Annotated in this window: 5 protein-coding genes; 4 read left to right on the top strand and 1 reads right to left on the bottom strand. The window is 62.3% G+C overall.

Annotation, left to right across the window (positions count from 1 at the left end):
- Positions 1-14: 14 nt before the first annotated feature.
- Complete coding sequence (locus AB4K19_RS01400) at positions 15-206, bottom strand: hypothetical protein (protein WP_375230192.1); 192 nt, start codon at positions 204-206, stop codon at positions 15-17.
- Positions 207-787: 581 nt separating this feature from the next.
- Here AB4K19_RS01400 and AB4K19_RS01395 point away from each other — a divergent pair.
- The 4 genes from AB4K19_RS01395 to AB4K19_RS01380 are packed head-to-tail and all read left to right on the top strand — an operon-like array spanning position 788 to position 14,628.
- The gene (locus tag AB4K19_RS01395; protein ID WP_375230191.1) at positions 788-1,654 is read left to right on the top strand and encodes a hypothetical protein; all 867 of its coding nucleotides are present in this window, start codon (positions 788-790) and stop codon (positions 1,652-1,654) included.
- Positions 1,651-11,481: a DUF6603 domain-containing protein gene (locus AB4K19_RS01390; RefSeq protein ID WP_436398782.1), complete on the top strand. Its 9,831-nt coding sequence runs from the start codon at positions 1,651-1,653 to the stop codon at positions 11,479-11,481. The genes AB4K19_RS01395 and AB4K19_RS01390 overlap by 4 nt, the downstream gene beginning before the upstream one ends.
- A gap of 10 nt (positions 11,482-11,491) precedes the next feature.
- The gene (locus tag AB4K19_RS01385) at positions 11,492-13,603 is read left to right on the top strand and encodes a hypothetical protein (protein WP_436398781.1); all 2,112 of its coding nucleotides are present in this window, start codon (positions 11,492-11,494) and stop codon (positions 13,601-13,603) included.
- 2 nt (positions 13,604-13,605) lie between these two features.
- Entirely contained in the window at positions 13,606-14,628 is a 1,023-nt protein-coding gene (locus AB4K19_RS01380) for a hypothetical protein (protein WP_375230184.1), read from the top strand.

Genomic DNA, 14,628 nt, shown 5'->3' with positions numbered 1-14,628 from the left:
CACCCGCCGGTATCTCAGTCTTCGTTTCTGAGAAACAGCGACTGGATATAGCTGAGCACCATCCAAGTGATCAGGAAACCGATACACTCAAGGGTAAAGCTTTTCCATTTGTAGAACATCTCGGCGATCAGAAAGGCCGCAGCAAATGGCACGGCCTCTTTGCGCAGTGCCGCCTGAACACCCAGCTCACGAAACAACGAATACATAATTCTGACTTCCCCCAATTCAGCATTTCAATTGTCTGGCACGGCCCTGAAACGCCTGAAAATACAGGATCAGACCCCACGCAACTACAACTATAGCGATTGATTTGCGTCAGTTCTACGTCGTTGTATCTGCGCTTTGCGCGATCACCGGCAAAGTCCCGCCGGCGGATCACCGATCTGAAACCGGCCGCGGCGGCAAAGGTAAACAACTTCTTGACGGAATCACAAAACACAACGTTAACTAGAACCAGATTTCGAAATTCTACTCTTTCGCCAGTGGTTTGAAGTAGGGAGGTTCGCAAAAATCCACAGTCGCAGGTCGTTGTTCCTGCAGGCCGCAACTCATTTTTTACGCGTGTTTTTTGCCGCGGTCTGACAGGCCGCGAATTGGTCGAAATTACAAAGCGGGACTTACCCGCTGGCCGGCCGGACAAATCGCCCCCGGGCGATGGTTCAACAGGATCTGTGCATCTTTTGAGCAGCAGAAATTTTTAATTTTGGGCGCGCCGCCCGTTCAGGAATTCCACGTTCCGATTTCCGGTTCTGACCGGATGCAGCAGCGCCCGGTCAGGGAGCGATCGATGGGACGCCGACCCACGAACAACAGAAATCTGCCCTCTCTCGGGAGGCGTCTTTCCGAACTGAACCGTCTTGAGAACCTGTCACCTTCTGATCTGGAACGGATTGAGCGGATCATGCGCGAGGCGGAAAACCTGGACCGCTTCAACATCGAGGATCTGATCATTGTCTCCGACCGGCCGACGCCGGATGCCCGCGAGGATGAGCCTAAACCAACACTCCGGGCACGCGATGTGTCCCGCACGATTGAGGATGCGCTGGCCGAACCGCAGCTGCCGGCGGAACGTGATGCCCTGAAAGTCGTGGCCGGATCTGTACTGGAACGGCTGCGCGAGAAATTTCCCGGCACACTCCCGGTTGGACCGGTCAAGCCTGGTGACAAAGGTGCGGAGTTGCCGGTGAACACCGAAGCGCTGGCCAAGCTCATCCGTGTCGCCGCCATCAACCGCTCTGAGGGTCAGCCCAGTGTCATCTGGGACGATGGCATCAACCAGCTGATCGTTCACCCCGGGCGTCTCCAGGCAACGGTCACCGAAGGACGTATCCGTATCGATATTCCGGTCGAAGCCGACGGCCTGCGCGCCAGCATGCAGGTGCCGTTCTCAGTCGGCAGTGACAAGCGGAAGACGGGGCTCGTTATGGCTACACTCGACCGGCCCGCAGGGAATGCCATGGTGGCGCGTATCTGGGGCGATCCGCTGATCGCGCTCGCTCATGGTGCGCTCGTTGATGTCGCGGGCAAAATGGCAGGCGCATCAGGCCGTGACGCCGAGAACAAAGAGCTGGTGGTGCGCGGTCTGACGGCCAGGCGCGGACAGTTCACGGTCGAAACCCAGGCAGAGATTCCACTACGGAGGTTCCTGCGGTGAACGCTTTTTCTCCGGAAGATTTTGGTGATACATCCGCCCTGCTGACCGCACTTGGCCTGGTTGATGACGAGGGCAATTTCAACAGTGACTGGCTCGGCAATCCTGAAACCTATCTGAAAACCATTCTGGCGGATGATCACCAGCGCGAAGCACTGCTGGATTTTGTCACGGCCGTCCGTGGTGGCGAGGCCGAGCGGGACAGCGAGAACCGTCTCTGGATTGAGATTTTTGCAGAGGCGCTCCCGGATGTAGGCCGCATCGCCTTTTTCCTTGTGGTCGACGATTCCCCCGCCTCTGAAGTGCATATTTTCGTCGGGGTACGCTTTGAAACGGCGGCACCGCTGACCGAAAGCCGCTCGGCGCTGATGTTCCCGCTGTTCCGGGCAGGCAAAGGCGCAAACACCCCCTCGCCGGAACTGGTGTCGCAACCGGGTGGCGTGATCACGCTGTCGAGCGAAATCACGATTTCGGAAACGCCGGCGCCCCCGGGAGATGCCGGGTTGCAGGCGGTTGGCCTGCGGCTGCTCATACCCACCAATGCTTCCGACGGAGACCCACAGGTCGGGCTGACGCTCCGGGGGTTGCAGCTGCCCGGTGAATCGACCGGCCGGGACCTCGTTTTGTCGGTCACCGACCCTGACAGCCTCAAAGACGCAGGCCTCGATCTGATATTCGGCTTGTTGCAGGCGCAACTGGGCAACGCCGGCGGGAACCAGATCCGGGCTTTTGCGAAAATGCTGGGGCTGGGCAATGATCCTGCCATTCCGGATCTGCCGGTTGACGACATTTTCAACCGTGGTCTGGATGCGCTGGCAGACTGGTTCGCGGCACTGCTGGGTGATCAGACCCGCAGATCCGCCTGGCTTCAGGCCCTCGCGGACCTTCTCGACAACGGCGCGGTGGTAGACAATGGCGCTGTCGTCCTTCCGGTGGGCTCAGCATCCCTGCGGCTTGGTGTTGCGGCACCGGCCGGAGCGACCGGGCGGCCTGTTGTCACGGTTTCTGCGGGATTCGGGTTTGACAGTGCCGAAGCAGACGTTGGTATCACCGCCGATCTCGTGCGCCTTGATCTGGGGACCGGCGAAGCGGTCGCGGTTCCGTCCGTGCGGGCAGAAGCCGTAATTGATCTGTCCGGTCTGAGCATCCCGAATATTTCAGTCGACAGCCTCGCTCTGGGGTTTGGGCTGGACGAGAACCGTCATCCTGTTCTGCTGCTGGAACTTCGGGACGCAACCATATTCAGCTCCAACCATCCGCGGCTTGATCTGACCAATCCTGATGCGCTGGCAGCTACCGCGTCACAGGCCGTCACGGATGCGCTCTCAGAAGTCATCGGCGATCTGGGCCCCGCAGGAAACCTCATCGGCATTGTCCTTGGATGGGAGGCGCCGGCGGGGGCCGGGCCGGGTTATCCCCGGATTGAACTGCTTGAGTTCCTCGGCGATCCCATAGGGCTGCTGCGGGCGCACTGGGAAAACGTGCTGACGTCGCACACCGCCGACATCCCCGCACTTCTCGCGGTCCTGCGCGAACTGCTGACGGGCGATGCCACACCGGGCGCTGTCACCGGAACCGGCACGGAAACGGACCCGTGGCTGCTGCCGCTTGATGCCGGTGTCCATGTAGCCGTGTGGCAAGACGCTGCGGGCAGGCTTCTGCTGGGGCTCGGGATAGTGCGGCGCGTCGATACACTGGGCGAACGCTGCACTGTGATCGAAACGCGGCTGCGCGTGGCGCTGGTGGCGCTGGATATGGCCACAGGGACGGCCGGTTTCCTGCCAGAGATCCGGCTGCGTGCATTGGGCCGGGCCCGCGGTGGCGGGCGGCTGCGTGCCGGCACTGGCGCACTGCGCGTCGAAGTGGATCATCTGGGTCTGGTGCTGCGCTGGACCCCGGACGAAGGGCTGCGCGCAGACCATGAAGCCCCTGACCTGGAACTGTTCGTCGATGATCTGGATGTGCCACTGCCCATTCCTGATTTTTCCGGCGGGTTTGATAACCTCCTGAACACCTTTGTCGCGGAACACTGGGATGCGATTGAACGGCTGATCGGTCTGATCGCCGACCGCCTCGGCCAGAGATGGCTGAGCGAACTGGTCGAAGCTCTTGGCTGGAAACGCGCGGCCCCTCTGCTTGGCAATCCACCGCGTCACAGGCTGCGGCTTGCAGACCTGATCGGTAACGCTGAAAATGCACTCAAAGCCTGGCTCGCCGGCCTGCTCGCCGATGGACAACAACAGATCAGGCGGCATCTGCAGCCACTGGCACGAGTTCTGTCATCCCGTCCGGATGCGGGCTTCCATGTTGAAGGCTCGGGCACAATTGCGGACCCCTGGCGCGTGCAGCTTGCAGCGGGTGCGGGCATACCGGCGCTGGCGGTCTGGCGCCAGCCGGACGCACCGCTGCCTTTCCCGGAATTCCTGGCGTCCACACCTTTGCGCAGGTGGCTGCCGGGGTCCCCCGGCCTCAACCCCGGCAAGCTGGCTGACGCGATCCTCAGTGAGTTCCCCCAGATTTCCGGGCCGTTCGGTGATGGAGCGGATGCCGCACTTCTGGTGTCCGCGCTGGACGATCTGGTGTCCCACTGGACGGGCGGTGACGGCGCAGTGCGTGCGCCCGTCGTGGCGGTTCCGGGCACCACACTGCACCTGACGCCGAACGAAAGCGCCGCAGCCCTGTTTGACGGCGTGTCGCTGGAGGAGGTGTTGGGCTCCCTTCCCGCCACCCGGATCAACATCCGCGTTCTGCCGGCCACCGCTCCGGCCGAAAGCTTTGGCGATCCTGCACGCATTCTGGATATGCGGGAAGCAGGCCGGGACCCGCTGGCGTTTACACCACTGCCCGATGAGGCGGGCGTCTGGACAATTCTGCTGGCACCCCGGACGGATGCGCGGCTGCCGTCAGGCGACAGTGACGGCGCACAGGGTCAGACAGCCCGCCTGCAGCACGCGCTGTCGCTGATCCGGTCCCGGCCGGACAGTGTTGTAGTTGCAGATGCGGCCGCCGGGCACGCCGCTTGGCTGGCTTTGCAGGCGCTGGGATCAGGGATCAACAGGCTGGTCACAGTGGGCCTCGTGACAAACCCGGCGCAGCTGCCACCAGCTCTGCCAGCCCCGGCGTCCGAAATTGTCCGGCGGCTGGCCGAATTCCTGCCAGATCCGGATGCCGCAGAACCCGATGACGCGGACCTGGCTGCTGCCCGCGCGATGCTGGCGGCGATCCTGTCCGGTGCCGCACCCGGCACAGGCGATCTTGCTCTGCCCGCAGGCTGGACAGGCGCCCGGCGGGCTGACCTGGCGGTGCACCTTGTACACGGTGTCTTTGACGGTGATGCCGTCCGGCGCGCACTGACTGCTGTGGTTGCTGCAGGGCTGAGCCTGAATGCTCAGGCCAGATCTTCTGCACGGGAAAGCGAAGAGATCAGCTCCGCATCGCTGGGTCTGTGGCTGCCGCTCAGTACGGCACCTCAGGCACCGGGACTGCAGGCAAAAGGGCATGCCCTGGCAGAAATTATCGGGCTCGACATCGATCTGGGCGGCACGATACCGGATGTTTCGCCGCGCACAGCGCGCGCCGTCGCGGTGGCTGCAGAGCTGCGACACAGTTCGGGATGGCTGATCGGTGGTCCGGGCGCCGGACCCCGCCCCCTTGATCTCGAACTGCGCTCTGTCGAGCTGGACGTGCAACTCACCGTCGGCGCAACCGCTGACGCCTCGCTGAACCGCGTCGCGGTAACCCTTCATGGCGTGCGTATTCACGACAGGAGTTTTCCACGCCTGACACTTTCGCCCGGCACCAGCGACGCTGATCTCGGGATTGATGGACTGGCGGCCCCCAGCACGCCGGAAATCCGGCAGCTGCTGAACGCTGTATTCCAACAGGCTGTGGCTGCAGCCGACCCGGCGGTGGCGCGCGTTTCCCAGGCGCTGCGCGCCGCCGGGGTTCTGGGCCCGGGTGACAATTTTGATGCGATTGCCCTGTCAAACTGGATGGATGATCCCGCCGGGCGTCTGCAGGATGTTCTGAACACCCCGGCGCTGCGCGCGCAGCTGATGTCATTGATTGATGATCTGCTGGGCGAACATGCCGGTGTATCCTTTGACCTCGCACGCCGCGAAGTTTCGGTCACCGTCGGTGGTGCGACCGGCCTGCCGGTCCCCGGCGAATGGGCGCTCGGTGCAACCCAGGGTCCGGATGGTATTTCTGCGGCAGACATCCGGATCGGCGCAGCAGACGACAACCATGTACTGCTCAGTCTTGCCCCGTTTTCGGCCGCACTGCACCTTGATGAGGATACAGCCGGCGGCTTTGGCGGTCTGCCGACCACTGTTCCGCTCTGGCCCACCCCGGATATCCGGCGGCTTGGAGAAGCGGCACTGCCGGCACTGACCAGCTCGGCAATTGCGAAAATGCTGGACGGCATCCGCGAAACAGACCCCGGCGTCAGGCCGGTTGTGGACGCGGTGCTCGATGCAATCGGATTGCTGGATGGAGATACCGTTCGCATTCCGGCGCAGCTTTTCATCAGGCCGGGCGCCTGGCTGCTTGGACATTCAAACCTTGCACTGAGCGATGGCTCAGCCTTCCGTCCGGACCGCGTGATTGCCCTGCTGGACGCGCTCAAACCGCTGACCGGGCTGACGGGTGGACCGGGTGTCTGGGACATCTCGCCCGGGCTGGCCCTGCGCGCCCGCGACGCCGGTGGCCTCGTGCTCGATCTGTCCCTCGATCCGGCTCAGTTCATGCCATCAGCAGATGTCGATTTCGGCGGATCCGTTGGCCTGACCTTCACGGCAGAAGGCCGGATCCGGCCGGCACTAGCGGTCTTTGCTGGCCTGAGCGACGGCACGCCCGGCACGCGCGCGGTTCATCTGACGGTGAACGGCCCGGAAGTCAGGTTGTTTCTGCGCACAGGTGCCGCGTCAGATCTGGAGATTTTCCCGAACCCGGGCAGCCTGACAGAACTTGCGACGGCAGGCGTTTCTGCCGCCCTGCCGCTGGCGCTCGATGCAATCGTCGATACCAGATCCGATGTTGGCCTGTTGCTCGCGGATGTGGGCGACGCGTTGCTATTGCGTCAGGGGGGCAACTTTGACGGTCCGCGCCTGGTCGGCTGGGCTACCGACCCGGCGGGCAGTCTTGAGGCGCAGTGGCAGCCCCTGCTGGTCAGCGGTCTCGGCCGATTGGGCAACGTGCTGCCCCCGGCCCTCGCCGTATCCACACCCGCGGGAGCCGTGCGGCTGACCATCAATGATGCAGGCACACCTGGCTCGACAGTTGCGGTTGAATTCGCGCACAGCCCGTTTTCCGTCACCCTGGATATCAACATCGCGAATGTGCCCTTTGCGAACACGGTCTCAACTGCGCTGCGGTTCGACGATGACGGGCTGGCCCAACTGACCGCAGGCGTTGGTCCTGCTGAGATACCCCTGAGCGAGGGGCTGGCCCTGCGGCCCGTCTTCGCCCTAGATGTGGGTTCTGCGGTTGCAACGCCCTTCGTATCGCTGGGCCTTGCCACAGACAGCGCGAACACCCAGGCGCTGGCGCTGCGCTACGACTTTACAGCGCGGCGTCTGGAGCCCACGTTTGGTGGCGGCTCTGATGCGGAAATTGCGCAGGGTATCATCACCTTTGCCGTCGATATGCTTGGCTCGTTCCTGATGGAACTTCCCGAGATCAATGGCGTCCTCGACGAACCGCTCGCCGGAACGACGATCCGGGCGCTCATGGAAGGCGTCGCCCTGAACGACGCAGGCACGGGTCTGAACACAGAGCTTTTCCGGGTGGTCAAACGCGCCGGTGAATCAGATGCGGATTTCCTCCAGACCAAATTCGACCGGGTGATCCGCCTGCTCAACAATATTGCCGATGCGAACCCGACAATCCACGTCGGCGGTGTGCTCGACATAGGGCTGGCCCGGGCTGCGGGCGCTCTGGGTTTCAGTCTGGAACTCAACGGACGGCTGCCGGTTGTCGAAGGCGATATCGCGATCTGGATCGAAAACGACAGCCGCTGGATTATCGGCGGCCCGAGTGCGGGCCTGAAAATCGGGCTGCTGAGCATCAGTCCCGGCACCGTGGACTTCACACCGACCCTTTCTGTCGATGGGGTGGGCGTGCGTATCGGACGGACCAATGCCCCGCTGCTCGACAGCCCGATTGCCCTTGGTTCCATCGCGCTGCACATTTTCGCGCGCCTGTCGCAGGCCGAAAAACTGGGCGGCGCACAGCTGCAGCTTTCGGAGATCGCCGTTGCCGTCGGGGGCGCCGGTGGTGGTGAGGAAAGCAATCCGGTCGCCGAAGGGATGCTGTCAGAAACAAACGAAGGCGACGCGACACTGGCGCCTTCGTTCAGCCCCGCGATTTCGGTACAGACACGCCCCGCGGCGGATGGTGGTGGCATCGCCTTCGGCTTTGTCGCGGGCGACGGTGACGGACCCTGGTGGCTGCCCATCCGCAGCCAGTTCGGTCCGATTTATGTGGATCAGATCGGGATGGGCACCCAGGTGTCCGACGACACGCTGCAATCCATTTCGCTGCTGTTTGACGGCAATGTGTCGATTGCAGGCCTGACGGCTGCCGTGGACGATCTGGAACTGCGGTACCGTCTGGACCGGGGTGGTATCTTTGATGCGTCATCCTGGGCTGTGGATCTGGCAGGACTTGCGGTTTCCGCCGATATCTCCAGCGTGACGCTTGCCGGCGGGCTGCGCAAATTTGGTACTCCGCCGAACCTCGAATATGTGGGCATGCTGACAGCACGCTTCGCCACGTACGGACTTTCCATCTATGGCGGCTACGCATCGATTGAGACACCCGAGAAGTTCTCGGCATTCTTCGCCTATGGCGCTGTGCTGGGACCGTTCGGCGGCCCGCCTGCGTTCTTCCTTACAGGGATCGGCGGCGGTTTCGGGATCAACCGCGATATCGTGCCGCCGACCGACCTGGGCAGGTTCGACGAATTCGTCATGATCCAGGCGCTCGACCCTGCAGCTGATCTGCCGGACGACCTGATGGATTATATGCAGGAGATCCGCGATACCTTCCCGCCTGCCAAAGGGCGGTTCTGGTTTGCGGCCGGCATCAGCTTTACCTCCTTTGCACTGGTCGACGGGATCGCGGTGGTGGCCGTGGAATTCGGCGGTGGGTTTGAACTGTCGATCTTTGGGCTCGCCCGCATGGCGCTGCCCCGGCCACAGGTTGCCCTTGTCTCCATCGAACTGGGGCTGATTGCCCGCTTCTCGACTGAAGAAGGCGTGATCTGGATCCAGGCCCAGCTGACCGATAACTCGTGGCTGCTGCATCCTTCGGCGCGTCTGACCGGCGGTTTTGCTTATGTAAGCTGGTTCAAAGGCGACAAGGCGGGCCAGTTCGTTCTGACCCTCGGCGGTTACCACCCTAATTTCCACCGCGACGGGTACCCGGTTGTTCCGCGTCTGGGTTTCAACTGGAGCGTTTCCGACAATATTGTCGTCAAATCAGAAAGCTACTTTGCGCTGACGTCAGAGGCCATTATGGCCGGTGGTCTCTTTGAGGCTTCCGCCAAATTCGGACCTGCCTTTGCCCATCTGAGTTTCGGCGGCAATGCCATCGTCTATTTCGACCCGTTTTCCTATGAGGCCGACGCACATGCGCGTGTCTCAGCCGGGATCCGGATCAAAACCTTCCTGGGGACGATCAAACTGTCCTTCAGCCTCGGGGCCTATATCGAAGTCTTCGGGCCGGAGTTCCACGGCAACGCGCGGATCGAGGTCGGCCCCATCGACATCAGGGTGCGGTTCGGCAACAACAACAATGCGGCAACAGTTCACGTCTCGTGGGCTCAGTTTGCTGGCAAATATCTGGAACTGGCCGAAAACAGCCAGACCCGCGCGCGCGCACTGAGCGGTATTGCCGGCAAAGGTGCTCTGCCCCCTGCCGGGGATGCGTCGGGCAACGAAGAGGGCACAGCCGACGGCACTGCGGCGCATCCCTACGACGTGATGAGCGAGTTTGAGCTGTCGTTCACCTCCACAGTACCGCTGACGGCAATCCGTCGTGAAAATGCGGCTGTGCCGATATCGCTGCCGACGCCAACGCTGGGTGTCTGCCCGGCCAACAAGATGCTCAACAGCACAACGCTGCAGCTGAGACTGCGCCGTAACGGCAGCAGCACCCCGCGTCTTGGGGACACGGTCAAAATCACCGTGACCCCGCGCGAAACCGGAAACTTCCCGCTCGGCGTCTGGGGGCCGCCGCAGTTGCCGGATGACCGGAAACTGCCAAAAGGCGATGTGATCCCCGCGACTGAAGGTGTGGACCTACAGTTCCGCCCCGAACTGATCGGGCGGATACCACTGGCCTCGACCGGCGGCGTGGCCTTCAACCAGGTTGAATCCGGCGCACGCAAACCGCTGCCGCTGCGTGCTGGCGGAACCATACGGTCACGGATGGTACGCGAGGCCAAAGAGCAGCGTGAACTGCTGAAAGATCTCGATCCCAAAGTACTGCCGGACTTTGCCTCCGGTTGGCATCAGGAGGGCCGTAGCGCCACAGTAAGACGCGCGTGGCATCGCGAACGCCCCGTGCCAATGCGCATTGGACTGCTGTCCGAACGTATCGTCGGCAGCTCCGGCACGGGGCGCAAGGATCTGTTCAAAGAAAAGGGTCTGAGGCCAAAAAAACAGTTTTCGTTTGGCAAGGCAAAACTGCGTGGCGTGCTGCATCAGCCCCTGCGCGCAGTGCCCCGCGACTTCCTTGCGGAAGGCACGCGCGTCACCAAAATTCCGCGCGAGCTGAAACGCGTGACTCCACCTGGGATCGCTCTGGGCATTGCAGACCGTGCCGTGCTCCTGCGGACGCGCGTGGATACTCCGGTCATCGGACAAACCATCGCCGCGCGTCAGGCCCCCCCGGAGACACTGCCATCAACAGGCCCGGTGGCAATTGCGCGCGGGCGCGGAACCGGTGCAGACCTGGCGGAAATCGCGTCACTTGAAGCGATGATCGGAGCCCCGCCAGGAGGCAGCAGACGCCGCCGGAATACAGCTGCGCCGGACGTAAAGCCAGGAGTCCTGGCCACAGGGCAGATTGCCGTTTTCGATCTGCCAGGCGCCACAAATGCCGCACTCTTCAAGACCACCGGAGAAGTGACCTTGTCGGGTCCCGCCCGCCTTGCCAGCATCGGGCTGGACGGTCGGATCACCGCGAACCGCACCGGCGCCTCACGGCTGACGCTGCCGCCGGCCACGAGGGCGTTCGTCCTGATGTCTGGCGAGGACAGTTCCGGAGCACAGGAAATCGCGGGATGGCTCGACACAACGCGGCTGGCCTATCTGGGTCAGTCCCTGGCCCGCTGCCGCGGCGGGTTCCTGCGCGCTGAGGGCACAAGCCGGACGCGCGGCGGTCGCAGAGCAGGCTGCGGCTGGATGGAAGCGAGCGACATGATTTCCCGCAGCGCACTGATCGAAACACAGTTCGACAGCGGTGCTGATACGGTTGCTGTCCTTCTGAACGGCACGGTGCGCGATGATGATCTGGCAACACTCGCGATCAGCTATGACGGCGCGGAAGCCGCCGAAGGGAATCCGCGTCTGGTTCCCTTTGATGGCAAAACGCTGATGGTTCAGAGGGTCCGGATGGATGATCGCAGAAAACCTTTCTCGGTCTCACTTGCAGGTCTTGTAGGTGACCAGGTTGACGGCGTTATCGCGGCGCGGCTGCCCGAGGACACACTGGTCTCACGCCTACTGAACAGCGCGGTGCAGCTCGATCTCGAAGCGTTGCCGGACGAAAAATCCTCGCCGGTCACCGCAACATGGACCCCACCCGAAGACGTGGAGGCATAGAGGAGACACAATGGTCGCTCGCGGAAAATTCTTTCTCTACGACAGTATCGTTCCGGCCCTGGAGGCTGGCAGCTACACGCTGACCTCTGAGGTGGATCTGCAGGCCAGCGATGGTGCGGATCTGCCGGTCGATCCGCTGGAAACGCATTTCAATGTCACCGCGCCGCGCCTGAAACTGCCCCCGGATCAGGCGCTGATGACCTTTCCACCAGCAAATTCGGAAGGCGCATACGAGGCACGGCTGCCGCAGATCGTGCTGAAAAAACGGACCCTGCCCTGGGACCGCCGGGCGGCACCGGTGGATTCGGAATTCAAGGGGCAGACGGTGCGGGACAATACCCCCTGGCTGGCGCTTGTTCTCATTGCCGAAGGAGAGGGTCAGATCGTGCACGACGCAGACCCCGCCGACTGCGTCACCCCGGGCACGACGCTCAGTGGATCGATGGATGTCCCAAAGGCGAGCTATCTCTCAGTCCCGCAGTCCACTGTTGATGCGGTTTTCCCGACGGTAGACGACCTGACCCTTCTGACCCATGTGCGCGAAGTCAATCTCGATGACACCGAGGCCGCCATGGGTGACGATGACGGCTTCCTTGCCGTGGTCATTTCCAACCGGATGCCGCAGTTCGACACCGAAGAATGCCTGCCAAAAGCCTACACTGCCTGCCTGATCAACCTGGAAGAGCAGCTTGACGTGCTGCCCGCCCCCAGCCCGCCCCGGCTGTTTTTTGAGATGAGCGATCTGTTCATCAATCAGACGGTCGCAACATTCGCCAGCTCTGTCCGGTCTGGCGCTGCTGTGCCCCTGAAAGTGCGGCCGGAGCGCCGGGCACTGGATCCGGGGGACAGTAACGCGATGAACGAAGCCATCCGCCGCGGTGAAGTTGTGTTTCATGATGGCAACCTTGTGGACCGGGGCGGCGCGACGCGAGACGGCATCAATATCGTCGGCGGGATCGATCCCGCCGATCTGCTGGAAAGCGACTTTTCCACCCTCGCGAATGCGGGCCCGGCGCGCGATGACGTATTTGTCGTCGAAGGGGCCTTTACCAGCTTCCGCTTCCCCCTCGATTTCTTTGTCGAGGAAAAATTCTACCGCTTTCCGGTGCTGACCTCCTGGCGGTTTACCTGCTCGGGAGCCGGCAGTTTTCAGCAACTGCTCAGCGGGCTTGATGTCGGCATGCTCGGCACCAAAACGGACGGTAATTTCGAACGCCAGCTGCCGAAATGCCATGTCCCGCCAACCGGCGATGACCCAGGCGCCTCCCCGGTAACCAGGCTGCCTCTGGAGATTGCGGAAACAGGACACATCGGTCTGCCTTATCTGACACGCACCGGCGAGGATACGGGTGCCTGGTACCGCGGCCCCTTTTCGCCGCATCAGCTGCTGCGCAATCCGCTGGCCGACGAGGCGCAGTTTCCGGTGCTGGCGCATGTCTCCGACCACCTGCGCATGATGACGCCGGACGGGCGCGAGGATGTGTCGCTGGCCGTGGCGTTTGAGACAGGCCGCCTTCTGGCGCTGTCCCAGCCCTCCTTTGTTGCCGCCCTGCAACGCTGGCGCGCAGAGCAGTTCGGCAGAGCCCGGGCACGGGCCAATCAGCGTGCGGTTTTTGATGACCAGATATCCCTGCTGGATCAGCTGGCAGATACCGGGCGACTTGGTCGCGTCAAAGATGCCATCGAACTGGGCGCGGTTTCCCGTTTCCTTGAAAGCGAACTCGTGTCCGTTCTGGGGACCCGCAAAGAGGCGGCAATCTCAAACGCCACCCCGCTGGTTAATCCGGGCGCGCGCATCAATGAACTGCAGCAGGATTTCAATGGTATTCTGGCAGGCGGGCTGGGGCTTGACCGAAACCTGACAGACATGATTGCCGCCGAACCGGTCAACCCCGACCTGCGCAACCAGCTTCAGCGCACGCAGCCTGCCACGGTTGACCGGGTGGAGATTGACCTGAACAACCAGATCCAGACCGCCATTGATACAACCCTCGAAACCGGTCTGCTCGACATTGCAGAAATCGCTGTCGGCAAAAAGGAATTCGATCTCGACGCAGTGCGCGAGTTGCGAGAGTTCGAAAGCCTTGAGGGTTTCATCAAAGATCGCATCCCGAGGAGATAGTCATGGCCATCTCGCACCAGATCACCCTTTCCATTCTCGCCCAGGCCGTGGGCGATGTGCGCAATGCAGGCACAACAACAGTTGAGCCGACCATCGCCCCGCCCGAGATCCTCGCCTTTCTCGCAAAGCTGCGGATGCTCGAAGGTGTTCCGTTCAACAATATTGTGCCGGACACGGAACTGCTGCCTCATGAATCCATCAGGTTCTTTTATCTCGACCGGGCCTGGACCGATGCCCTGGTGCAGGGCGCGCTCAGCGTAGCCACCGCAAACACGATCGAACGGGCGCAGCTCGAAGCGCTGTATCCACAGATCGAGAAGGAAATCGATGACGCAGAGCGCCGCAACCGCGCGCCCGGCAGCGAGCCGCGGCTGAAGGGAACCGCGGGCGTTGTGACCGGTTTCCTTATGCGCTCTGCCGCTGTGGCAGGATGGCCGGGGATGCATGTACGAGCCTATCGCGATGAACCGGCGGACAGCGATGTGGAAATCCTGCCGGAATCGCACAGCAGCCGCATCAAGCTGCTGCGGTTGGAACGCTTGTCGCCGGCGGTTCTGCTGGCCCTTTTCGACGGCATTCCAAAAGTCCTGCACATCGAGGAGCCGCGCCAGGGCGTCCAGTTCGGTGTCAATTTCGACCGCCGCCCGCGACAGGTCCGCGCCAGTGTTCCCGCCCGCAATGTGCGCACATCGGAATACGTGGGCACCAGTGGCCAGGTCGTCAAAGAACCCCCTGATGCCCGCCAGATACCTGTGAGTTTCAGACCCGGTGCTGCAGGTGTGCTCGATCTGACCAATACCGCGCGCAGTTTTACTGCCGCAACCGGTACCAATATGAGCGCAGGTCCCGGAGACCCGGTTGATGGAGCCGAGTTCGCAATGCAGATGATACGGTTCCCCTACCGCCAGGTATTTGCGCAGGACACCGCAACAAATGCGGTGCTGAACGACGCATTCCGGCCAACGGTCGCGAAGGTTGTGGAACGCAATACTGAACTGCTGAAAACCCGCATCGGGGAGCTTTGA

Origin of the sequence: Roseobacter phycocola (assembly GCF_042055075.2) — a bacterium.
GTDB lineage: Bacteria > Pseudomonadota > Alphaproteobacteria > Rhodobacterales > Rhodobacteraceae > Roseobacter.
The sequence above is the reverse complement of the archived record's forward strand: the minus strand, read 5'-3'. Positions and strand labels throughout refer to the sequence as shown.